This window comes from Streptomyces sp. NPDC058619 (genome assembly GCF_042717785.1).
Taxonomy (GTDB): domain Bacteria; phylum Actinomycetota; class Actinomycetes; order Streptomycetales; family Streptomycetaceae; genus Streptomyces.
This window is the reverse complement of the sequence record NZ_JBHXQN010000001.1, coordinates 339,433-361,488: the sequence shown is the minus strand read 5'-3', so window position 1 is coordinate 361,488 and position 22,056 is coordinate 339,433. Positions and strand designations below refer to the sequence as shown.

The 22,056-nt window shown below is 70.6% G+C and carries 19 protein-coding genes; 15 read left to right on the top strand and 4 right to left on the bottom strand.

The features are described 5' to 3' along the window. The first annotated feature begins 381 nt into the window (after positions 1–381). The 14 genes from ACFWTC_RS01760 to nuoN are packed head-to-tail and all read left to right on the top strand — an operon-like array spanning position 382 to position 16,222. Positions 382–741, top strand: coding sequence for an NADH-quinone oxidoreductase subunit A (locus ACFWTC_RS01760; RefSeq protein ID WP_030010013.1), 360 nt, complete (start codon positions 382–384; stop codon positions 739–741). 15 nt (positions 742–756) lie between these two features. Further along, on the top strand, positions 757–1,311 hold the full coding sequence (locus ACFWTC_RS01755) for an NADH-quinone oxidoreductase subunit B family protein (RefSeq protein ID WP_007265818.1): 555 nt from the start codon (positions 757–759) through the stop codon (positions 1,309–1,311). Next, positions 1,308–2,027 (top strand): NADH-quinone oxidoreductase subunit C, encoded by a 720-nt coding sequence (locus ACFWTC_RS01750; RefSeq protein ID WP_267724072.1) that lies wholly within the window; start codon positions 1,308–1,310, stop codon positions 2,025–2,027. The genes ACFWTC_RS01755 and ACFWTC_RS01750 overlap by 4 nt, the downstream gene beginning before the upstream one ends. After that, positions 2,027–3,349 carry an NADH-quinone oxidoreductase subunit D gene (locus tag ACFWTC_RS01745; protein WP_383926002.1) on the top strand — a complete coding sequence of 441 codons (1,323 nt, stop codon included), beginning with the start codon at positions 2,027–2,029 and terminating at the stop codon, positions 3,347–3,349. The genes ACFWTC_RS01750 and ACFWTC_RS01745 overlap by 1 nt, the downstream gene beginning before the upstream one ends. Further along, positions 3,346–4,083 carry an NADH-quinone oxidoreductase subunit NuoE gene (gene nuoE, locus ACFWTC_RS01740; RefSeq protein WP_383926000.1) on the top strand — a complete coding sequence of 246 codons (738 nt, stop codon included), beginning with the start codon at positions 3,346–3,348 and terminating at the stop codon, positions 4,081–4,083. Before ACFWTC_RS01745 ends, nuoE begins: the two co-directional genes overlap by 4 nt. Continuing rightward, positions 4,083–5,480 carry an NADH-quinone oxidoreductase subunit NuoF gene (gene nuoF, locus ACFWTC_RS01735; RefSeq protein WP_383925998.1) on the top strand — a complete coding sequence of 466 codons (1,398 nt, stop codon included), beginning with the start codon at positions 4,083–4,085 and terminating at the stop codon, positions 5,478–5,480. Before nuoE ends, nuoF begins: the two co-directional genes overlap by 1 nt. Next, the gene (locus tag ACFWTC_RS01730) at positions 5,477–7,984 is read left to right on the top strand and encodes an NADH-quinone oxidoreductase subunit G (RefSeq protein WP_383925995.1); all 2,508 of its coding nucleotides are present in this window, start codon (positions 5,477–5,479) and stop codon (positions 7,982–7,984) included. Before nuoF ends, ACFWTC_RS01730 begins: the two co-directional genes overlap by 4 nt. Then, positions 7,981–9,333, top strand: coding sequence for an NADH-quinone oxidoreductase subunit NuoH (gene nuoH / locus ACFWTC_RS01725; protein WP_383925992.1), 1,353 nt, complete (start codon positions 7,981–7,983; stop codon positions 9,331–9,333). Before ACFWTC_RS01730 ends, nuoH begins: the two co-directional genes overlap by 4 nt. A gap of 3 nt (positions 9,334–9,336) precedes the next feature. After that, positions 9,337–9,927 (top strand): NADH-quinone oxidoreductase subunit NuoI, encoded by a 591-nt coding sequence (nuoI, locus tag ACFWTC_RS01720; protein ID WP_383925989.1) that lies wholly within the window; start codon positions 9,337–9,339, stop codon positions 9,925–9,927. Continuing rightward, positions 9,924–10,739 (top strand): NADH-quinone oxidoreductase subunit J, encoded by an 816-nt coding sequence (locus ACFWTC_RS01715; RefSeq protein WP_383925987.1) that lies wholly within the window; start codon positions 9,924–9,926, stop codon positions 10,737–10,739. The genes nuoI and ACFWTC_RS01715 overlap by 4 nt, the downstream gene beginning before the upstream one ends. Then, on the top strand, positions 10,736–11,035 hold the full coding sequence (gene nuoK, locus ACFWTC_RS01710; protein ID WP_112449176.1) for an NADH-quinone oxidoreductase subunit NuoK: 300 nt from the start codon (positions 10,736–10,738) through the stop codon (positions 11,033–11,035). The genes ACFWTC_RS01715 and nuoK overlap by 4 nt, the downstream gene beginning before the upstream one ends. Positions 11,036–11,047: 12 nt before the next feature. Further along, complete coding sequence (gene nuoL / locus ACFWTC_RS01705) at positions 11,048–12,943, top strand: NADH-quinone oxidoreductase subunit L (RefSeq protein ID WP_383925984.1); 1,896 nt, start codon at positions 11,048–11,050, stop codon at positions 12,941–12,943. A gap of 1 nt (position 12,944) precedes the next feature. Further along, positions 12,945–14,570: an NADH-quinone oxidoreductase subunit M gene (locus ACFWTC_RS01700; protein WP_383925981.1), complete on the top strand. Its 1,626-nt coding sequence runs from the start codon at positions 12,945–12,947 to the stop codon at positions 14,568–14,570. Further along, on the top strand, positions 14,567–16,222 hold the full coding sequence (nuoN, locus tag ACFWTC_RS01695) for an NADH-quinone oxidoreductase subunit NuoN (protein WP_383925978.1): 1,656 nt from the start codon (positions 14,567–14,569) through the stop codon (positions 16,220–16,222). Before ACFWTC_RS01700 ends, nuoN begins: the two co-directional genes overlap by 4 nt. A 63-nt stretch (positions 16,223–16,285) precedes the next feature. Here nuoN and ACFWTC_RS01690 read toward each other — a convergent pair whose 3' ends face one another. From ACFWTC_RS01690 to fahA, 3 genes are all read right to left on the bottom strand, one after another. Further along, positions 16,286–16,885: a Uma2 family endonuclease gene (locus tag ACFWTC_RS01690; protein ID WP_383925975.1), complete on the bottom strand. Its 600-nt coding sequence runs from the start codon at positions 16,883–16,885 to the stop codon at positions 16,286–16,288. Positions 16,886–16,994: 109 nt separating this feature from the next. Continuing rightward, positions 16,995–17,600, bottom strand: coding sequence for a hypothetical protein (locus ACFWTC_RS01685; RefSeq protein WP_383925972.1), 606 nt, complete (start codon positions 17,598–17,600; stop codon positions 16,995–16,997). Between the two features lie 170 nt (positions 17,601–17,770). Then, the gene (gene fahA, locus ACFWTC_RS01680) at positions 17,771–18,994 is read right to left on the bottom strand and encodes a fumarylacetoacetase (protein ID WP_383925969.1); all 1,224 of its coding nucleotides are present in this window, start codon (positions 18,992–18,994) and stop codon (positions 17,771–17,773) included. A 141-nt stretch (positions 18,995–19,135) separates the two neighbouring features. Between fahA and ACFWTC_RS01675 the strand changes: the two genes are divergently transcribed. Next, complete coding sequence (locus ACFWTC_RS01675; RefSeq protein ID WP_383925966.1) at positions 19,136–19,942, top strand: HAD family hydrolase; 807 nt, start codon at positions 19,136–19,138, stop codon at positions 19,940–19,942. Between the two features lie 103 nt (positions 19,943–20,045). Here ACFWTC_RS01675 and ACFWTC_RS01670 read toward each other — a convergent pair whose 3' ends face one another. Next, a complete protein-coding gene (locus ACFWTC_RS01670) occupies positions 20,046–22,049 on the bottom strand; it encodes a CocE/NonD family hydrolase (RefSeq protein WP_383925963.1) in 2,004 nt (667 codons plus the stop codon). Positions 22,050–22,056 lie beyond the last annotated feature (7 nt).

The following is a 22,056-nucleotide window of genomic DNA, read 5'->3' as shown; positions in this document are numbered from 1 at the left end:
GAGTTGCCGATAGCACGCGGTCCACACTCTTGCCAATTTGCATGTATGGGGCACACTTGATAGTGGAGGTGTGCCCTCTACCTGCGGTAACGACGCTGGATGTCACCATTCGTAACCGTCCGGATGCTTCGCGTATGAAGATCACTGCTCATCCGACTTCATGATCGTTCGCCAGGTGGTGGAGATCACAAACTCGTTGTTGTAACCCGTGTCGCAGATCACAGAGAGGCGGGCATAAGATGCGCAGCAGTCCGGCTTGTGAACTGCCTCACATGTACACGATCTTCGCGAGGCGGGTCACGCCCCCAGTCCATTACTGGGCGGCACCCCCGGCCGGTACGGCGGTCCAACGGTCAAGGACGACTGGAAGGAGCGAGGAGCGTGAATGCGTACGCGCCCATCCTCGTGCTCGGCGCCCTCGGCGCAGGGTTTGCGATCTTCTCCGTGGTCATGGCCACGCTGATCGGTCCAAAACGGTACAACCGGGCAAAGCTTGAAGCGTATGAGTGCGGCATCGAGCCGACTCCGATGCCGGCCGGCGGCGGCCGCTTCCCCATCAAGTACTACCTGACGGCGATGCTCTTCATCGTCTTCGACATCGAGGTTGTCTTCCTCTACCCCTGGGCCGTCACCTTCGACTCCCTGGGGATCTTCGGGCTCGTCGAGATGCTGCTCTTCGTGCTCACCGTCTTCGTCGCCTACGCCTACGTCTGGCGCCGCGGCGGCCTGGAATGGGACTGAGGGGCTGAAGTTTCCATGGGACTGGAAGAGAAGCTGCCGAGCGGCTTTCTGCTGACCACCGTCGAACAGGCCGCGGGATGGGTGCGCAAGTCATCCGTCTTCCCCGCGACCTTCGGCCTCGCCTGCTGCGCCATCGAGATGATGACCACCGGAGCGGGCCGGTACGACCTGGCCCGCTTCGGCATGGAGGTCTTCCGCGGCTCCCCGCGCCAGGCCGACCTGATGATCGTGGCCGGCCGGGTCAGCCAGAAGATGGCGCCCGTGCTGCGGCAGGTGTACGACCAGATGCCCGCTCCCAAATGGGTCATCTCCATGGGGGTTTGTGCATCCTCGGGCGGAATGTTCAACAACTACGCCATCGTCCAGGGCGTCGACCACATCGTGCCGGTGGACATCTACCTCCCCGGCTGCCCGCCGCGCCCCGAGATGCTGATGGACGCGATCCTCAAGCTCCACCAGAAGATCCAGGGCTCCAAGCTCGGCGTGAACCGGGAAGAGGCCGCCCGCGAGGCGGAGGAGGCCGCCCTCAAGGCACTCCCCACCATCGAGATGAAGGGGCTGCTCCGGTGAGCGAGACCCAAGAGCCGGAGAACGGCAGCAACGTCCCCGCTCCGAGGGCCCAGGGCCCCGAGGTCATCGGCGTCCGCACGGGCATGTTCGGGGCGGCGGCCGGCGGCGACACCAGCGGCTACGGCGGCCTGGTCCGCACCGTGGCCCTGCCCGGCGCGAGCAGCCGCCCGTACGGTTCGTACTTCGACGAGGTCGCCGACGAGCTCGAAGGGGCCCTGGAGGAGCAGGACGTGCTCCCCGGGAACGCCATCGAGAAGACGGTGGTCGACCGGGGCGAGCTGACCTTCCACATCGCCCGCGAGCACCTCGTGCGCGTCGCGCGCACCCTGCGCGACGACCCGGCCCTGCGCTTCGAGCTCTGCACCGGCGTCTCCGGGGTGCACTTCCCCGGCGACAAGGGGCGCGAGCTGCACGCCGTCTACCACCTGCGCTCGCTCACCCACGGGCGGATCCTGCGGCTGGAGGTGTCGGTCCCGGACAGCGACCCGCACGTCCCCTCGCTGGTGGCGGTCTACCCGACCAACGACTGGCACGAGCGCGAGACCTACGACTTCTTCGGCCTGGTCTTCGACGGGCACCCCGCCCTGACGCGGATCATGATGCCGGACGACTGGCAGGGCTTCCCGCAGCGCAAGGACTACCCGCTCGGCGGCATCGCCGTCGAGTACAAGGGCGCCCAGATCCCGGCTCCCGACCAGCGGAGGTCGTACAGCTGATGTCCACTTCACACGCCTCCTCCCGGGAGACCACCGAAGGCCTCGTCTACACCGTCACCGGCGGCGACTGGGACGAGATCGTCCAGTCGGCGGCCCGCGCGGACGACGAGCGGATCGTCGTCAACATGGGCCCCCAGCACCCGTCCACCCACGGAGTGCTCCGCCTGATCCTGGAGATCGACGGCGAGACGGTCACCGAGGCCCGCTGCGGAATCGGCTACCTGCACACCGGCATCGAGAAGAACCTCGAATACCGAAACTGGACGCAGGGCACCACGTTCGTGACGCGCATGGACTACCTGACGCCGTTCTTCAACGAGACGGCCTACTGCCTCGGCGTCGAGAAGCTGCTCGGCATCACCGACCAGATCCCGGACCGCGCCACCGTCATCCGCGTCCTGCTGATGGAGCTCAACCGGCTCTCCTCCCACCTGGTGTGCATCGCCACCGGAGGCATGGAGCTGGGCGCGACCACGATCATGATCTACGGCTTCCGCGACCGCGAACTGATCCTGGACGTCTTCGAGCTGATCACCGGCCTGCGCATGAACCACGCGTTCGTCCGGCCCGGCGGCCTCGCCCAGGACCTGCCCCCGGGCGCGGTCGACCAGCTGCGCGAGTTCGTCAAGACCATGAAGAAGAACCTGCCGGAGTACGACAAGCTCGCCACCGGCAACCCCATCTTCAAGGCCCGCATGCAGGACGTCGGCTACCTCGACCTGACCGGAGCCATGGCGCTCGGCGCCACCGGCCCGGTGCTGCGGTCCGCCGGCCTGCCGCACGACCTGCGCAAGTCGGACCCGTACTGCGGTTACGAGACGTACGAGTTCGACGTCCCGACCACCGAGACCTGCGACTCGTACGGGCGGTTCCTGATCCGCCTGGAGGAGATGCGCCAGTCGCTGCGGATCGTCGAGCAGTGCCTGGACCGGCTGCAGCCGGGTCCGGTGATGGTCGCCGACAAGAAGATCGCCTGGCCGGCGCAGCTCGCCATGGGGCCCGACGGCCTCGGCAACTCGCTCGACCACATCAAGAACATCATGGGCACCTCCATGGAGGCCCTCATCCACCACTTCAAGCTGGTGACCGAGGGCTTCCGGGTCCCCGCCGGGCAGGCCTACGCGGCCGTCGAATCGCCCAAGGGCGAGCTCGGCGTCCACGTCGTCTCCGACGGCGGCACCCGCCCCTACCGGGTCCACTTCCGGGACCCGTCCTTCACCAACCTGCAGGCCATGGCCGCGATGTGCGAAGGCGGCCAGGTCGCCGACGTCATCGTCGCCGTCGCCTCCATCGACCCCGTGATGGGAGGCGTCGACCGATGACCGACATCCAACTGGGCATGCCCCGGCTGCCCGCCCCGGACTACCCGGCGGAGGTGCGCGAGCGGCTCGCGGCGGACGCCGCCGAGGTCATCGCGCGCTACCCCGACAGCCGCAGCGCGCTGCTGCCCCTGCTCCACCTCGTCCAGTCGGAGGAGGGCTACGTCTCGCGCACCGGCATCCGCTTCTGCGCCGACGTGCTGGGCCTGACCACCGCCGAGGTCACGGCCGTGGCCACCTTCTACACGATGTACCGGCGGCGGCCCTCCGGCGACTACCAGGTCGGCGTCTGTACGAACACCCTGTGCGCGGTGATGGGTGGCGACGCCATCTTCGACGAGCTCAAGGAACACCTCGGGGTCGGCAACAACGAGACCACCCCCGACGGCAAGGTCACCCTCGAACACATCGAGTGCAACGCGGCCTGCGACTTCGCCCCCGTGGTGATGGTGAACTGGGAGTTCTTCGACAACCAGACCCCCGAGTCCGCCAAGGCCATGGTCGACGACCTGCTGGCCGGCCGCCCGGTCGAGCCGACCCGGGGCGCGCCGCTGTGCACGTACAAGGAGACGGCCCGCATCCTTGCCGGCTTCCCGGACGAGCGCGAGGGCGCGGTGGAGGCCACCGGCGGCGCCGGCCCCGCCTCCCTCATCGGGCTGCGCATCGCCCGCGGCGAGACCCCGCACACCTCGATCGTGCACCCGCGGGGCGAGACCACCACCCAGGGAGGGGAGTGATGACCGTGTCCACTCCGAAGGAAAGCCGCGGGGACACCTCCCCGCCGGAAGCCGGGGGAAGCGGCAGCCCGGAGAAGCTCCTGGCGCCCGTCCTGTCGGCGTTCTGGGACGACCCGCAGTCGTGGACGCTGGCGACCTACCGGCGCCACGGAGGCTACGAGGGCCTGCGCAAGGCGTTGGCCATGACGCCGGACGAAGTGATCGCCTACGTCAAGGACTCCGGTCTGCGCGGCCGCGGCGGCGCCGGCTTCCCCACCGGGATGAAGTGGCAGTTCATCCCGCAGGGCGACGGCAAGCCGCACTACCTGGTCGTGAACGCGGACGAGTCGGAGCCGGGCACCTGCAAGGACATCCCGCTCCTCTTCGCCAACCCGCACTCCCTCATCGAGGGAATGATCATCGCCTGCTACGCGATCCGCTCGGAGCACGCCTTCATCTACCTGCGCGGCGAGGTCGTACCGGTGCTGCGGCGCCTGCACGAGGCGGTGCGCGAGGCGTACGAGGCCGGATACCTCGGCAAGGCCGAATCCCGGGACAAGGGGGGCCTCGGCAGCGGGCTCGACCTCGACATCACGGTGCACGCCGGGGCGGGCGCGTACATCTGCGGCGAGGAGACGGCGCTGCTCGACTCCCTCGAAGGCCGGCGCGGACAGCCCCGGCTGCGGCCGCCCTTCCCGGCCGTCGAGGGGCTCTACGCGTGCCCCACCGTCGTCAACAACGTCGAGTCCATCGCCTCGGTGCCCGCGATCCTGGACAAGGGCAAGGACTGGTTCAAGTCCATGGGGACCGAGAAGTCCCCCGGCTTCACCCTGTACTCGCTCTCCGGGCACGTCTCCGGCCCCGGCCAGTACGAGGCCCCGCTCGGGATCACCCTGCGCCAGCTGCTCGACATGAGCGGCGGGATGCGCCCCGGACACCGGCTGAAGTTCTGGACCCCGGGCGGCTCCTCCACCCCGATGTTCACGGACGAGCACCTCGACGTGCCCCTCGACTACGAGGGCGTCGGCGCGGCCGGCTCGATGCTCGGCACCAAGGCACTCCAGTGCTTCGACGAGACGACCTGCGTGGTGCGGGCCGTCACCCGCTGGACCGAGTTCTACGCCCACGAGTCCTGCGGCAAGTGCACCCCGTGCCGCGAGGGCACGTACTGGCTCGTCCAGCTGCTGCGCGACATCGAGGCCGGCAAGGGCGTCATGTCCGACCTCGACAAGCTGAACGACATCGCCGACAACATCAACGGCAAGTCCTTCTGCGCCCTCGGCGACGGTGCGGCCAGTCCGATCTTCTCCTCGCTCAAGTACTTCCGCGAGGAGTACGAGCAGCACATCACGGGCAAGGGCTGCCCCTTCGACCCCAAGAAGTCGACCCTCTGGGCTGACACGGAGGTGAACGCATGACCATCACCACCAACGCGCCGGCCGGTGGCGGCGAGGCCGCCGTACCCCCGGAGAGCCTGGTGTCGCTGACCATCGACGGCATCGAGCTGTCGGTGCCCAAGGGCACCCTGGTGATCCGGGCCGCCGAACAGCTCGGCATCGAGATCCCCCGGTTCTGCGACCACCCCCTCCTCCCGCCGGCCGGTGCCTGCCGCCAGTGCATCGTCGAGGTCGAGGGCCAGCGCAAGCCGATGGCCTCCTGCACGATCACCTGCACCGACGGCATGGTCGTCAAGACGCAGCTGACGTCGGAGGTCGCCGACAAGGCCCAGCGCGGGGTGATGGAGCTGCTGCTCATCAACCACCCGCTGGACTGCCCGGTCTGCGACAAGGGCGGCGAGTGCCCGCTGCAGAACCAGGCGATGTCCCACGGCAACGCCGAGTCCCGCTTCGAGGGCAGGAAGCGCACCTACGAGAAGCCCGTCCCGATCTCCACCCAGGTGCTGCTGGACCGCGAGCGGTGCGTGCTGTGCGCGCGCTGCACCCGCTTCTCCAACGAGATCGCCGGCGACCCGATGATCGAGCTGCTGGAGCGCGGCGCGCTCCAGCAGGTCGGCACCGGCGAGGACGACCCGTTCGAGTCGTACTTCTCCGGCAACACCATCCAGATCTGCCCCGTCGGCGCGCTGACCTCGGCCGCCTACCGGTTCCGCTCCCGCCCGTTCGACCTCGTCTCCTCCCCGAGCGTGTGCGAGCACTGCGCGGGCGGCTGCGCGACCCGGACCGACCACCGGCGCGGCAAGGTGCTGCGCCGCCTGGCCGGCGAGGACCCCGAGGTCAACGAGGAGTGGATCTGCGACAAGGGCCGCTTCGGGTTCCGCTACGCGCAGCGCCCGGACCGGCTCACCACCCCGCTGGTGCGCGGCACCGACGGCATCCTCGCCCCGGCCAGCTGGCCCGAGGCGCTGGAGGCCGCGGCGAACGGGCTGGCCGGGGCGCGCGGCCGGGCCGGCGTGCTGACCGGCGGCCGGCTCACCGTCGAGGACGCCTACGCGTACGCCAAGTTCGCGCGCGTGGTCCTCGACACCAACGACATCGACTTCCGGGCCCGCGTGCACAGCGCGGAGGAGGCCGAGTTCCTGGCCGCCTCCGTCGCCGGCACCGGCAAGGACCTCGACGGCACCGGCGTCACGTACGCCTCGCTGGAGGCGGCGCCCGCGGTGCTGCTCGCCGGCATCGAGGCCGAGGAGGAGGCCCCCGGCGTCTTCCTGCGGCTGCGCAAGGCCCACCGCAAGCACAAGCAGCGGACCTTCGCCCTCGCCCCCTTCGCCACCCGGGGCCTGGCCAAGGCGGGCGGCACCCTGCTGGCCGCCGCCCCCGGCACCGAGCCCGCCTGGCTCGACGCGCTGGCCACCCGCGGCGGCCTGGAGGCCGGCGGCTCCACCGCCGCCGACGCGCTGCGCGAGCCCGGCGCCGTCATCGTGGTCGGGGAGCGCCTCGCCGGCGTCCCGGGCGCGCTGACCGCCGCCGTACGGGCCGCCAACGCCACCGGCGCCGAGCTGGTGTGGATCCCGCGCCGGGCCGGCGAGCGGGCCGCCGTCGAGGCTGGCGCGCTGCCGTCCCTGCTGCCCGGCGGCCGCCCGGCCACCGACCCGCGCGCCCGCGACGAGGTAGCCACCGCCTGGGGCCTGGACGAACTCCCGCACCGCTACGGGCGCGACACCGGCCAGATCGTCGAGGCCGCGGCCACGCGCGAGCTGTCCGCCCTGCTGGTCGCGGGCGTGGAGGTCGCCGACCTGCCCGACCCGGCCCGCGCCCGCACCGCGCTCCAGGAGGCCTTCGTGGTCTCCCTGGAACTGCGGCCCAGCGAGGTCACCGACCACGCGGACGTGGTCTTCCCGGTCGCCGCGGTCGTCGAGAAGCCGGGCGCGTTCGTCAACTGGGAGGGCAGGGTCCGGCCGTTCGAGGCCGCCCTCAAGCCCGAGCAGATGACCCGGCGCCTCGCCCCCGCCGACTCCCGCGTGCTGCACATGCTGGCCGACGCGGCCGACCGGCCGATCGCCCTGCCCGACGTGCACGCCGTACGCCGGGAGCTGGAGCGGCTCGGCCCGTGGGAGGGGGCGCTCGCCTCCGAGCAGTCCACCGACCCGGAGCCGCTGCCCCGCCCCGGAGCGGGCGAGGCGGTCCTCGCGGGCCACCGCCTGCTCCTCGACCAGGGCCGCCTCCAGGACGGCGACGACGCCCTGGCCGGCACCCGGCACGAGGCCAGCGCCCGGCTGTCGGCGGCCACGGCCGCCGAGACCGGCGTCAAGAGCGGCGACGTCCTCGCGGTCACCGGCCCCGCCGGGACCGTGGAACTGCCGTTGCGGATCACCGAGATGCCCGACCGCGTGGTCTGGCTCCCGCTGAACTCCACCGGATCCGGCGTCCTCGCCGACACCGGCGCCCGTCCGGGCACCCTCGTGCGCATCGGTCCGGCGACCCCGGCCGGCGCGGGCGCCAGCACTGCGGAGGTGGACGCGTGAACGCGGTACAGATCGCCGCGGAGGACCTCTCCCTCTTCGGCCGCGACGTCTGGTGGCTCGTCGTCCTCAAGGCCGTCTTCTGCTTCGCCTTCCTGATGGTGACCGTGCTGTTCTCCATCGTGTGGGAGCGCAAGGTCGTCGCCTGGATGCAGCTGCGCATCGGCCCCAACCGGCACGGCCCCTGGGGCATGCTCCAGTCGCTCGCCGACGGCGTGAAGCTCATGCTGAAGGAAGACCTGATCGTCAAGCGGGCCGACAAGGTCGTCTACGTCCTGGCCCCGATCATCGCGGCCATCCCGGCCTTCATGGCCATCGCGGTGATCCCCTTCGGGCCCGCGGGCAACGAGGTCTCCATCTTCGGCCAGCGCACCACGATGCAGCTGACCGACCTGCCCATCGCGATGCTCTACATCCTCGCGGTGGCCTCGGTCGGCATCTACGGGATCGTGCTCGCCGGCTGGTCCTCCGGCTCGACCTACCCGCTCCTCGGCGGACTGCGCTCCTGCGCGCAGATGATCTCGTACGAGATCGCGATGGGCGCGGCCTTCGCCTCGGTCTTCCTCTACTCCGGGTCGATGTCGACCTCGGCGATCGTCGAAGCCCAGGCGGACCGCTGGTACATCATCCTGCTGCCGGTCTCCTTCATCATCTACGTGATCACGATGGTCGGCGAGACGAACCGCGCGCCCTTCGACATGCCGGAGTCCGAGGGCGACCTCGTCGGCGGCTTCAACACCGAGTACTCCTCCATCAAGTTCGCGCTGTTCATGCTCGCCGAGTACGTCAACATGGTCACCGTCTCGGCCGTCTCGGTCACCCTCTTCCTGGGCGGCTGGCGGGCCCCCGCGCCGATCTCCACCTACTGGGAGGGCGCGAACCACGGCTGGTGGCCGATGCTCTGGTTCGTCCTCAAGGTGCAGCTCCTCCTCTTCTTCTTCATCTGGCTCCGCGGCACGCTGCCCCGCGTGCGCTACGACCAGCTGATGAAGCTGGGCTGGAAGGTCCTGATCCCGGTCTCGGTGGTCTGGCTGATGCTCGTGGCGACCGTTCGCGCGCTGCGCAACGAGGCCTACGACTTCAGCGAGATCGTCCTCTACGTCGGCGGCGCCGTCGTGGCGATCCTGCTCCTCTCCTTCGTCGTGGACCTCTTCCGCGACAAGCGCGAGAAGGCGGCGGCCCAGGAGGCCGTCCACGACGCCGAGCCCTTCGACCCGCTGGCGGGCGGGTTCCCCGTACCGCCCAAGCCCGGCCAGCAGCTGGCACCCGTACCGCGCCGGAGGTCCCGCCGCGAGCGGGATCTGATCGTCAGCGGCGGGACGAATTCCGACAGCGACCGAGAGGAGGCTTGAGAGATGTCCGACGACAAGTGGCAGAACCCGGTGGCCGGCTTCGGCGTGACCTTCAAGGCCATGTTCAAGAAGCGCCTCACCGAGCAGTACCCGGAGCAGCAGAAGACCACCGCCCCGCGCTTCCACGGACGGCATCAGCTCAACCGGCACCCGGACGGTCTGGAGAAGTGCATCGGGTGCGAACTGTGCGCCTGGGCCTGTCCCGCCGACGCGATCTACGTGGAGGGCGCGGACAACACCGAGGAGGAGCGCTACTCCCCGGGCGAGCGCTACGGCCGCGTCTACCAGATCAACTACGCCCGCTGCATCCTGTGCGGGCTGTGCGTCGAGGCGTGCCCGACGCGGGCACTCACCATGACGAACGAGTTCGAACTGGCCGACTCCAGCCGCGAAGCGCTCATCTACACCAAGGAGCAGCTGCTCTCCGGCCTCACCGAGGGCATGGTCGAGGCGCCGCACTCGATCTTCCCCGGCACGGACGACACGGACTACTACCGCGGGCTGGTGACGGGCGCCGCCCCGGGCACGGTCCGGCAGGTCGCGGTGTCCAAGGGCGAGACGACGGCGGACGAATCCGAGGAGGTGGGGGCATGAGCACGATCGCCGCTGCGGCCACCTCGCTCACCTCCACCGGTGAGGCCGTACAGTTCTGGATCCTCGGCACCGTCGCCGTCATCGGCGCGCTGGCCACGATCCTGATGAAGAAGGCCGTCCACAGCGCGCTCAGCCTGGCCGGGACGATGATCATCCTGGCGGTCTTCTACCTCGCGAACGGGGCGTACTTCCTGGGCGTCGTCCAGGTCGTCGTCTACACCGGCGCGATCATGATGCTCTTCCTCTTCGTGGTCATGCTCGTCGGCGTCACCGCCGCCGACTCCCTCACGGAGACCATCAAGGGGCAGCGCTGGCTGGCCGCCCTGTGCGGACTCGGCTTCGGCATCCTGCTGATCGCCGGCATCGGCAACGCCGGGATCACCCACTTCAACGGGCTCGGCCGGATCAACTCCGGCGGCCACGTCGAGGGCCTGGCCCAGCTGATCTTCACCAAGTACGTCTTCGCCTTCGAGATCACCGGCGCGCTGCTGATCACCGCCGCCGTCGGCGCGATGGTGCTCACCCACCGCGAGCGCACCGAGCGGGCCGCCACCCAGCGCGAGCTCGCCGACCGGCGCGTGCGGGGCGGCGTCCAGCTCCCGCCGCTGCCCGCCCCCGGCGTCTACGCCCGGCACAACGCGGTGGACGTCCCGGGCCTGCTGCCGGACGGCACCCCGTCCGAGCTGACGGTCAATCAGACCCTGCGGGCCCGCGGCCAGATCCGGGACGTCTCCGGCCAGGCCCTGGACGACCTCAAGGCGCTGGAGCAGGCCTCCGCGGAGCGCCTCGGCCGTGAGGAGGCCTCGAAGTGAATCCGGTCAACTACCTGTACCTGTCGGCCCTGCTGTTCACCATCGGCGCGGCCGGCGTGCTGATCCGGAAGAACGCGATCGTGCTGTTCATGTGCGTCGAGCTGATGCTCAACGCCTGCAACCTCGCCTTCGTGACCTTCTCCCGCATGCACGGCAACCTCGACGGCCAGATCATCGCCTTCTTCACGATGGTCGTCGCCGCCGCGGAGGTCGTGGTGGGCCTCGCGATCATCGTGTCCCTGTTCCGTACCCGCCACTCGGCCTCGGTCGACGACGCCAGCCTGATGAAGCTGTAAGGGGCGTTCACCGTGGAGAATCTGATTGCGCTGCTGGTGGCGGCGCCCCTGCTCGGAGCGGTGGTGCTGCTGTGCGGCGGCCGGCGCCTCGACAAGACCGGCCACTGGATCGGCACGCTGCTGGCGGCCGTGTCCTTCGGCATCGGGGTCGCGCTGTTCGCCGACATGCTGGGACGCGGCGCCGAGGACCGCACCCTGCACCAGTTCCTGTTCAGCTGGATTCCGGTGGAGGGCTTCCAGGCAGACATCGCGTTCCAGCTCGACCAGCTGTCGATGACCTTCGTCCTGCTCATCTCCGGGGTGGGCACGCTCATCCACGTGTACTCGATCGGGTACATGGAGCACGACGAGCGCCGCCGCCGCTTCTTCGGCTACCTGAACCTGTTCGTCGCGGCGATGCTGCTGCTCGTCGTCGCCGACAACTACCTGCTGCTGTACTTCGGCTGGGAGGGCGTCGGCCTCGCCTCGTACCTCCTGATCGGCTTCTGGCAGCACAAGCCCAGCGCGGCCACCGCCGCGAAGAAGGCCTTCCTGGTCAACCGCGTCGGCGACATCGGCCTGTCGATCGCGATCATGCTGATGTTCACCACGTTCGGCACCTTCGCCTTCGGCCCGGTGCTCGGCGCGGTCGGCGAGACGTCCGAGGGCACGCTGACCGCGATCGGCCTGATGCTGCTGCTGGCCGCCTGCGGCAAGTCGGCGCAGGTGCCGCTCCAGTCCTGGCTCGGTGACGCGATGGAGGGCCCGACCCCGGTCTCGGCTCTGATCCACGCCGCCACCATGGTCACCGCGGGCGTCTACCTGATCGTCCGCTCGGGCGCCATCTTCAACGGGGCGCCCGACGCCCAGCTGGTGGTCACCGTCGTCGGCGCGGTCACGCTCCTCTTCGGTGCCGTCGTCGGTTGCGCGAAGGACGACATCAAGAAGGCCCTCGCGGGCTCGACGATGTCGCAGATCGGCTACATGATCCTCGCCGCGGGCCTCGGCCCCATCGGCTACGTCTTCGCGATCATGCACCTGGTCACGCACGGCTTCTTCAAGGCCGGCCTGTTCCTCGGCGCGGGTTCCGTGATGCACGGGATGAACGACGAGGTCGACATGCGCAAGTACGGCGGCCTGCGGAAGTACATGCCGGTCACCTTCGTGACCTTCGGCCTCGGCTACCTGGCGATCATCGGCTTCCCCGGCCTGTCCGGCTTCTTCTCCAAGGACATGATCATCGAGGCGGCCTTCGCCAAGGGAGGCACCCAGGGCTGGATCCTCGGCGGGGTCACCCTGCTGGGCGCCGGCATCACCGCCTTCTACATGACCCGCGTCATGCTCCTCACCTTCTTCGGCGAGAAGCGCTGGCAGCCGGACGCGGACGGCCATGCGCCGCACCCGCACGAGTCCCCGAAGTCCATGACCATCCCGATGATCGTCCTCGCGTTCGGATCGGTCTTCGCAGGCGGGTTCTTCGAGATCGGCGACCGGTTCCTCAACTGGCTGGAGCCCGTCACCGGGTACGAGCACGGCCACCCGCCGGTCAGCGCCCTGACGGTGACCGCCGCCACCATGGTGGTCCTGGCCGTCGGTGTCGCGATGGCCTGGTCGATGTACGGCCGGGGGCCCGTCCCGGTGGTCGCCCCGCGCGGTTCGGTCCTCACCCGGGCCGCCCGCCGGGACCTCTACCAGGACGACTTCAACCACGCCGTGCTGGTGCGCGGCGGGGAGCACCTGACCCGTTCCCTCGTGTACGTGGACCACAGCCTGGTCGACGGAGTGGTCAACGGGACGGCCGCCGGCGTCGGCGGGCTGTCGGGCCGGCTGCGCAAGCTCCAGAACGGCTACGCCCGCAGCTACGCGGTCTCGATGTTCGGGGGCACGGCGATCCTGATCGCCGCGACCCTGCTGATGAGGGCGGTGTGAGATGAATTTCCCGCTTCTGACGGTGACGGCGGCGCTGCCCGCGGTCGGCGCGATCCTGACGGCGGCCGTTCCGGCCGCCCGCAGGACGCTCGCCAAGTGGCTCGCGCTGCTGTTCTCGCTGGCGACCCTGGCCCTGGCCGTGCTCGTCGCGATCCGCTTCGAACCCGGCGGAGACCGCTACCAGCTGACCGAGTCCCGTGCCTGGATCGCCGACTTCGGCGTCCGCTACGAGCTCGGGGTCGACGGCATCGGAGTGGTGCTCATCGCGCTCACCGCGCTGCTGATCCCCTTCGTGATCGCAGCCGGCTGGAACGACGCCGACCCCCTTGCCGAGCCGATGAGTGGCTCCGCCACGTGGCAGGCGTCCCGCTGGCGGCCGACGCAGGGCTTCTTCGCCCTGATCCTGCTGGTCGAGGCGATGGTGATCATCTCCTTCGAGGCCACCGACGTCTTCCTCTTCTACATCTTCTTCGAAGCCATGCTCATCCCGATGTACTTCCTCATCGGCGGCTTCGGCGACCGGGCGCACTCGGGATCCGACGAGAACGCGGCCGCGCAGCGCTCGTACGCGGCGGTCAAGTTCCTCCTCTACAACCTGGCCGGCGGCCTGATCATGCTGGCCGCCGTCATCGGGCTCTACGTGGTCGCCGGGAACTTCTCGCTCCAGGAGATCACCGCCGCCCGCGCCGCGGGCACGCTCGACATGGCGACCAACACCGAACGGCTGCTGTTCCTCGGCTTCTTCTTCGCCTTCGCGGTGAAGGCCCCGCTGTGGCCGCTGCACACCTGGCTGCCGAACGCGATGGGCGAGGCCACCGCACCGGTCGCCGTCCTGATCACCGCGGTCGTAGACAAGGTCGGCACGTTCGCGATGCTCCGCTTCTGCCTCGGACTGTTCCCGGAGGCCAGCAAGTGGGCCACCCCGGTGATCCTGGTCCTGGCCCTGATCAGCATCGTCTACGGCGCGCTGGTCGCGGTCGGCCAGCGGGACATCAAGCGGCTGGTCGCGTACGCCTCGATCTCGCACTTCGGCTTCATCATCCTGGGCATCTTCGCGATGACCTCCCAGGGCCAGTCCGGGGCGACGCTGTACATGGTCAACCACGGGATCTCGACGGCTGCGCTGATGCTGGTGGCCGGGTTCCTGATCTCGCGCCGCGGTTCGCGGCTCATCGCCGACTACGGGGGCGTCCAGAAGGTGGCCCCGGTCCTCGCGGGCACCTTCCTGATCGGCGGCCTCGCCACCCTCTCGCTGCCGGGCCTCGCGCCCTTCGTCAGCGAGTTCCTGGTCCTGGTCGGGACGTTCTCCCGGTACCCGGTCGTCGGCATCATCGCCACCACCGGCATCGTGCTGGCCGCGCTCTACACACTGGTGCTCTACCAGCGGACGATGACCGGCCCCGTGAAGGAGGAGGTCCGCACCATGCCGGACCTGCACCTGCGGGAGGTGCTGGTGGTCGCGCCGCTGATCGTGCTGCTGATCGGACTGGGCGTCTACCCGAAGCCGCTGACCGACATCGTCAATCCGGCGGTGCAGCACACCATGTCCGACGTGAAGCAGACCGACCCGGCGCCCGAAGTGGCCGTCGAGGCCGTGCCTGCGAAGAATGGGGAGGCGGCCAAGTGAGCACCGTCACTGCTGCCCAGGGCCTGTGGACTCTGGCGGCCGACGGACCGGTCGACCGGATCCCGGCGCCGGTCATCGAGTACGCGCAGCTCGCGCCCACGCTGATCGTGGTGGGCGCGGCGATCATCGGAGTCCTCGTCGAGGCCTTCGTCCCCCGCAAGTCCCGCTACTACGTGCAGGTGTTCCTCGCCGTCGCCGCGCTGGCCTCGGCCTTCGCAGCGGTCGTCGGCCTCGCCGCCGGCGGGTACGGGAGCACCAAGGCGCACGTCGCCGCCATGGGCGCCATCGCCGTCGACGGCCCGGCGCTGTTCCTGCAGGGCACCATCCTGCTGGCCTCGATCGTGGCCGTGTTCACGTTCGCCGAGCGGCGCCTCGACCCCGAGACGCACGGCAACCGGGTGGACTCCTTCGCCGCCCAGGCGGCGTCCGTACCGGGCAGCGAGAGCGAGAAGGCCGCCGTGAAGGCGGGCTTCACCACCACCGAGGTGTACCCGCTGGCGCTGTTCGCGATCGCCGGAATGCTGATCTTCCCGGCGGCCAACGACCTGCTGACGCTGTTCATCGCGCTGGAGGTCTTCTCCCTCCCGCTCTACCTGCTCTGCGCCGTCGCCCGCCGCCAGCGGCTGATGTCGCAGGAGGCCGCGGTGAAGTACTTCCTGCTGGGCGCCTTCTCCTCCGCCTTCCTCCTCTTCGGCATCGCGCTGCTCTACGGGTACGCGGGCTCGGTCTCGTACGCCGCGATCGCCGACGTGGTCGACGGCACGGTCACCAAGGTCGACCCGGCGCTCGCCTCCACCATGGGCAACGACGCGCTGCTGCTGATCGGCGGCGCGCTGATCCTGATGGGCCTGCTCTTCAAGGTCGGCGCGGTCCCCTTCCACATGTGGACCCCGGACGTCTATCAGGGCGCCCCGACCCCGGTCACCGGCTTCATGGCCGCAGCAACGAAGGTGGCCGCCTTCGGCGCCCTCCTGCGCCTCCTCTACGTGGTCCTGCCGGGCCTGCGCTGGGACTGGCGGCCGGTGATGTGGGGCGTCGCGATCGTGACGATGCTGGCGGGCGCGGTGATTGCCGTGACCCAGACGGACGTCAAGCGGCTGCTGGCGTACTCCTCGATCGCGCACGCGGGCTTCATCCTGGCCGGTGTCATCGCGACCTCGGCGGAGGGCGTCAAGTCCGTCCTCTTCTACCTGGGCGCGTACTCCTTCGTGACGATCGGCGCCTTCGCGGTGGTCACGCTGGTGCGCGACGCGGGCGGCGAGGCCACGCACCTGTCCAAGTGGGCCGGTCTGGGCCGGCGTTCGCCGCTGACCGCGGCGGTCTTCGCCGTGTTCCTGCTGGCCTTCGCCGGCATCCCGCTGACGTCCGGCTTCTCCGGGAAGTTCGCCGTGTTCAAGGCGGCCGCGGAGAGCGGCGCCGGGGTGCTGGTCGTGGTGGGTGTCATCTCGTCCGCGATCGCCGCGTTCTTCTACGTCCGGGTGATCGTGCTGATGTTCTTCAGCGAGCCGAAGGCCGACGGCCCGACGGTGGCCGTGCCCTCGCCGCTGACGATGACCACCATCGCGGTGGGCGTCGCGGTCACGCTGGTGCTGGGCGTGGCCCCGCAGTACTTCCTGGAACTGGCCGGGCAGGCGAGCACGTTCGTCCGCTGACCCGTCCCGGTACGGCGCAGGGCCCGGCCCCTTTGGGGGTCGGGCCCTGTCGCGTGTGCGGTGCTACTCGGCGGTGCGCCGTTTCGTGGTGATGGCGGTCAGGTCGAGGTCGATGGGGAAGGGAGCCGAGACTTTCAGGCGGTCGTGGAAGATGCCCGCAGTCCCGTAGCTCCCGGTCGACGGGTCCAGTTCGTAGACGTAGACCACGGCACGACCATCCTTGTTCTCCACGCGCCAGAAGTGAAGAATGCCTGCTTCCGCATACTTGACCGGCTTGACGCCACGGTCACGACCGACGGACTCGGGCGAGACCACTTCGATGGCCAGGCGGACGGACTCCGCAGGGAGCCGGGTCTGGTCCAGATCGCCCACGGCACTCTCGTCCACGACGATGACATCGGGTTCGGGGCGGTTGTGACGGTCGATGTCGATCGTGAACTCGCGGAAGACCTCCAAGTCCGGCGGCTGCTGATCCATGAGCTGCCAGGTGAAGAAGTTGACAGCACGCATGTGGAATCGAGTCTGCGGACTCACGAAGATCAGGCTCCCGTCGATCAGCTCCGTGTGCGGAGGCAGATTCGGAAGCGTGTCCAGGTCGTCGGCAGTCCAGCCGCCCGGCGGGGGGATCGGCCAGCTGTGTTCCGGGTTCATCAGTGCTCCCATGAGCCGGAGTCTCGCGAGTGCCGCCAGCGTATCGCCGGGAATCCGCGGAACACCGTCCCTTCGGGTGAGTCATATGCGGGAGGCACGTGACGGCGTCGGCCGGCGCGGGCTAGTGCCCGTGCGCGTGGCCGGTGCCGCCCGCGGCCGGGGTCTTCTTGGGGCAGGTCAGCGCGGGGTTCCAGTTGTGGAAGCGGCCGGCCGGGTTCTTCTTGTACGCCCACATGTGCAGGTCGTAGTGCTTGGGCATGCCCGCCCAGTGGCCGGGCATGGGCCCGTCGAACGGCAGCCCGAACATGCTCGGCCGGTCGTCGGCGGTCTTCAGGTCCTGGTCCCCGTCGGTCGCCATCCACTCCACGGCCTGGAGCGTGCGGCGGCCGTGGCGGTCCTTCTCGGTGCTGTACAGGAGCGCGGTGGGCTTCGCGGGGTCCTTGGAGCCCCAGTTGGCCTGCTTGACGTAGTGGTAGCCCATGGCGCCGACGCCGAACGGGTTGGTCATACAGGTCGCGCCCTTGGGGACGTACCCGTCCCGGAGCGCGGCGCGCTCGTCCACGTACCTGGCCGTCGCCCGGATCGCCGTCGCCATGTCCTTCATCGCCCTGGGGTTCAGCGGGTCGGGCGCGGGCCCCTCGACGCCGTGGGCCGGGGCCACGGCGGTCAGGCCGAGCGACACGGTGGCGGCGCAGGCGAGAACGGCCTTCAGGCTGCGTACGGGCATGGCGGCTCCTCCGGGTGGGGGTACGGGGTACGGGTTCCCGAACCGTCCGTCCACCATCCCGGCCCCCCGCGCGCGGCGCACGCGGGCCGCACCCAAAGGGGTGCGGCCGGCGTGACGGGGCGTCGGGTGAGGGGGCGTCGGGTGCCGGCGGCCCGCGCCGCCCGCGCCCGCTAGCGGGAGCCGGTGATGCGGCCGGTGACCTCGCCGAGACCCACGCGGGTGCCGTCGGGGCCCGGGGCCCAGGCGGTGAGGGTGACGGTGTCGCCGTCCTCCAGGAACGTCCGCTTGCCGTCGGCGAGTTCGATGGCGTCGCGGCCGTTCCAGGTGAGCTCCAGCAGGGAGCCGCGCTGGTCCACGTCCGGGCCGCTGACGGTGCCGGAGCCGTAGACGTCTCCGGTGCGCAGGGAGGCGCCGTTGACGGTCATGTGGGCGAGCTGCTGGGCGGCCGTCCAGTACATCGAGGCGAACGGCGGCCGCGAGACCTCCTGCCCGTTGATGGAGACCGTGATGTGCAGGTCGAAGCCGCCGGGCCGGTCGCTGCCCGCATCGTCGAGGTAGGGCAGGAGCGGGAAGTCCCGGGCGGGAGGGGCGACGCGGGCGGCGTCGAGGGCCTCCAGCGGGGTGACCCAGGCGGAGACGGAGGTGGCGAAGGACTTGCCGAGGAACGGGCCGAGCGGCACGTACTCCCAGGCCTGCACGTCGCGCGCCGACCAGTCGTTGAGGAGGAAGAGGCCGAAGACGTGGTCCTCGAACTCGCCCAGCGCCACCGGGCGGCCCAGCTCGGAGGGGGCGCCGACGACGAAGCCCACCTCGGCCTCGATGTCGAGCTTGACGGACGGGCCGAAGACGGGCGCCGGGTCGGCCGGGGCCTTGCGCTGCCCGGAGGGCCGTACGACGTCCGTGCCCGAGACGACGATCGTGCCCGAGCGGCCGTGGTAACCGATCGGCAGGTGCTTCCAGTTGGGGGTCAGCGCGTCCCCGTCCGGGCGGAAGATCTTCCCGACGTTGGTCGCGTGGTGCTCGCTGGCGTAGAAGTCGACGTAGTCGGCGACCTCGTACGGCAGGTGCAGCTCGACCGCGTCCAGGGGCAGCAGGTGCGGCTCCACGGCCGGGCGGTGGCCGGGGTCGGTGACCCACGCGGTCAGCGCGCGGCGCACGTCGCGCCAGGCGGTGCGCCCGGCGGCCAGCAGCGGGTTGAGGGAGGGCTGCCCGAGCAGCCCGGCGTACGGGGAGCCGAGCGCGGCGGCGGCCGCCCCCGCGTCGAGCACGTGCCCGCCGATGCGCACACCGATCCGGCGGCGGCTCTCCCCGGCGGTCGAGAAGACGCCGTAGGGGAGGTTGTGCGGCCCGAACGGGTCGCCCTCGGGGACATCGAGGGGGCTCTGCTGGGGCATGGGGTGCTGCCTCGCTTTCGACGCGGTCCGGGGGTGTCCCGGGGGCTGGTTGACACGTTACGTGGCTGATGGTGCCTGCGGGAGGCCGGATTCGGGCGCTATTTGTAGGACTTGTCCAACGGGGTCCGTATCCTTGGCGCCGTGACTTCCGCCCTCCCCTTTGACCTGATCGCCACCGACCTGGACGGGACTCTGCTGTGCGCCGGTGACACCGTCTCCGACCGCTCCCACCAGGCACTCGCCACGGCCCGCATCGCCGGAGCCCGCCACATCATCGTCACAGGACGCCCCGTCCCGCAGGTCCGCCACGTCCTGGACGGCCTCGGCTATGCGGGGCTCGCGGTGTGCGGGCAGGGCGCGCAGGTGTACGACGCGGCGCGCGGGGTCCTGCTGCACTCCGTCTCCATGGACCGCGGGCTGGCCGAGGTGGCCCTCGGCAAGATCGAGGCGGAGATCGGCGAGGTCTACGCGGCGGTCAACCAGGAGGGGGTGGACGCGGAGATGCTGATAGGGCCCGGCTACCGGATGTGGCACCCCCACCTGCCGACGGTCCGGGTCCCGCGCAGGTCGGACCTGTGGTCGGCCCCGATCAACAAGGTGCTGCTCCAGCACCCCGAGCTGGACGACGACGAGCTGACGCGGCTCGCGCGGTCGGTGGTCGGCGACCTGGTGAACGTCACCATGGCCGGCGAGCACACGGTGGAACTCCAGCCGCCGGGCATCGACAAGGCCAGCGGGCTGGCCCGGGCGGCGGAGTTCCTGGGGGCGTCGGCCGCGGGGACGATCGCCTTCGGGGACATGCCGAACGACATCCCGATGTTCGCGTGGGCCGCCCGGGGGGTGGCGATGGCGAACGCGCACCGGGAGCTGCTCGCCGTCGCCGACGAGCGGACGCTCTCGAACGAGGACGACGGCATCGCGGTCGTCCTCGAACGCCTCTTCCCCTGACGGGCGGGGCCGAGCCGCCTCCGTGCGGCGCCGTTGCGGGGGCTCCGCCCCCGGACCCCCGCGCCTCAAACGCCGGCGAGGCTGGATTAGGCCGGGCGGCCCGTCAGCCCGCCGTGCGGGGGAGGCGGCGCTCCCACGTGCGGTGGAAGACGACCTCGTCGCCGTCCCGGCACACCACCTCGTTCGACGTCAGGAAGCCGCCCTCGTCGCAACGGATCTCCGACCGGGTCTCGACCCGCGCGTCCCAGCCCAGATCCGGCCGGCGCAGCCGCACCTTCCACTCCGACCGGGTCGTCGCCGACAGCGCGTCCGCCTCCTGGATCTCGTACACCTCCACCGCGTCCTCGCCGAACTCCAGCCCGTCCGGATAGACCCGCGTGCCCCCGTACCGCGGGTCCACCTCCAGCCGCCACGTCCCGCGCGCGACGTCCCGTACGACCAGCCGCTCGGGCCGCGGCCCGTCCAGCGTGTCCGGGTGGACCACCCCCAGCGGCTGCGACTGCTCCGGCTCGCCGAAGGCGATCCCGTCGTCCCCGGCGGACCGCGCCCGCACCGGGAGGGTCACCTCGCTGCCCGCCGGGTCCAGGGTCCAGCCCGCCTCGGAGCCGGCCCGCGGCCAGATCCACGGCCAGTACGCGGAGGACAGTGACAGCCGGATCCGGTGGCCGGGCGCGAAGGCGTGGCCGATGCCGTTCAGCTCGAAGGAGACGTCCTCGTACGCGCCCGTCGGCCACGGGACGGCCCGGTCCCGGCCGTGGCGCGCGGACAGGTTCAGCGCGCCCCGCGTGACGAGCGTCGAGGAGCCGTCCGGAGCCACGTCGCACAGCCGGGCCACGACCTGCCCGTACGGGACGTCCATCCGCAGCCGCAGGGTCACCGCCGGGCGGCCCAGGATCTCCACCGGCTCGCCCTCGCCCACGGGGAACTCGAAGCAGGCCGACTTCGCGTCCTCCTCGCGCTGGTCGGGCGGCAGGTCGGCGTCGTTGCCGAAGGGGAAGAACCGGCCCGCGTCCAGCCCGGTGTGCTGCGGCGAGGCGACCTCGACCGGCGCGCCCTGGAGCCCGTACGGGACGGGGATCACCGACGGGGACGGCCAGGCCTTCTCGCCGACCCAGCGGCCCGGCAGCTCCGCGTACACGGTGGCCGGCGGGTGCGAGTCGCTGATCCAGCAGCGCAGCAGCGGCTCGTCCATCACGCCGTTGTCCTCGCCCTGGAGCCAGTGGTCCCACCAGCGCAGGGTCTCCTGGAGGAAGCCGATCGCCGGGCCCGGCGGCAGCCCGCGGTCGGGGTACTGGTGCGACCACGGGCCGATCAGCCCCCGGACCCGGTCCGCGGGCAGGTGCTCGACCAGCCGCAGCACCGTGTCCCGGTACGGGTCGTGCCAGCCGCCCACCGCGAGGACGGCCGCGCCGACGGCCGCGTAGTCCTCGCAGACGCTGCCGTGGCGCCAGTAGTCGTCCCGGGTCTGGTGCGAGAGCCAGGTGTGGACGAGCGGTTCCACGCCCTCCAGGCGGTCCAGCCACTGCTCCCGCCAGCCGTCGCCCGCGTACAGCGGGTCCGGCGGGCGCGCGGCGAAGGCCAGCATCGTCGCCGCCCAGGCGTGCATGTCCACGGCCAGCACCGAGCCGCCCATGTAGTGCACGTCGTTGTCGTAGCGGTCGTCGGTCGAGCACACGGTCACGACGGCCTTCAGCGCCTCGGGGGCGAGCGCGGCGATCTGGAGGCTGTTGAAGCCGCCCCAGGAGATCCCGAACATGCCCACCGAGCCCGAGCACCACGGCTGCGCCGCCAGCCACTCGACCACGGCGACCCCGTCGGCCAGCTCGCGGGCGTCGTACTCGTCGCCGGGGCGGCCCCCGCTGCACCCGTGGCCGCGCACGTCCACCCGGACCGAGGCGTAGCCGTGGCCCGCGTACCAGGGGTGGCGCTGCCAGTCGCGGGGCGCGGTCCAGTCGGTGAGCCGGTAGGGGAGGTACTCCAGCAGGGCGGGGACGGGCGCGTCCGTCACCGGGCGCCAGATCCGGGCGTAGAGCTCGACGCCGTCGGGCAGCGGGATCCGGACATCCTCGCGGGTGGTCTCGTACGGGAAGTCGGTACGGATGATCATCGGATGG

What these genes read in the sequence shown, in the direction of transcription:
- ACFWTC_RS01730 (WP_383925995.1), top strand. Translation starts at nt 5,477, where the DNA reads ATGACCATCACCACCAACGCGCCGGCCGGTGGCGGCGAGGCCGCCGTA.
- ACFWTC_RS01755 (WP_007265818.1), top strand. Translation starts at nt 757, where the DNA reads ATGGGACTGGAAGAGAAGCTGCCGAGCGGCTTTCTGCTGACCACCGTC.
- nuoF (WP_383925998.1), top strand. Translation starts at nt 4,083, where the DNA reads ATGACCGTGTCCACTCCGAAGGAAAGCCGCGGGGACACCTCCCCGCCG.
- ACFWTC_RS01690 (WP_383925975.1), bottom strand. Translation starts at nt 16,885, where the DNA reads ATGGGAGCACTGATGAACCCGGAACACAGCTGGCCGATCCCCCCGCCG.
- fahA (WP_383925969.1), bottom strand. Translation starts at nt 18,994, where the DNA reads ATGCCCCAGCAGAGCCCCCTCGATGTCCCCGAGGGCGACCCGTTCGGG.
- nuoI (WP_383925989.1), top strand. Translation starts at nt 9,337, where the DNA reads ATGTCCGACGACAAGTGGCAGAACCCGGTGGCCGGCTTCGGCGTGACC.
- ACFWTC_RS01715 (WP_383925987.1), top strand. Translation starts at nt 9,924, where the DNA reads ATGAGCACGATCGCCGCTGCGGCCACCTCGCTCACCTCCACCGGTGAG.
- ACFWTC_RS01700 (WP_383925981.1), top strand. Translation starts at nt 12,945, where the DNA reads ATGAATTTCCCGCTTCTGACGGTGACGGCGGCGCTGCCCGCGGTCGGC.
- ACFWTC_RS01745 (WP_383926002.1), top strand. Translation starts at nt 2,027, where the DNA reads ATGTCCACTTCACACGCCTCCTCCCGGGAGACCACCGAAGGCCTCGTC.
- ACFWTC_RS01670 (WP_383925963.1), bottom strand. Translation starts at nt 22,049, where the DNA reads ATGATCATCCGTACCGACTTCCCGTACGAGACCACCCGCGAGGATGTC.
- ACFWTC_RS01685 (WP_383925972.1), bottom strand. Translation starts at nt 17,600, where the DNA reads ATGCCCGTACGCAGCCTGAAGGCCGTTCTCGCCTGCGCCGCCACCGTG.
- nuoE (WP_383926000.1), top strand. Translation starts at nt 3,346, where the DNA reads ATGACCGACATCCAACTGGGCATGCCCCGGCTGCCCGCCCCGGACTAC.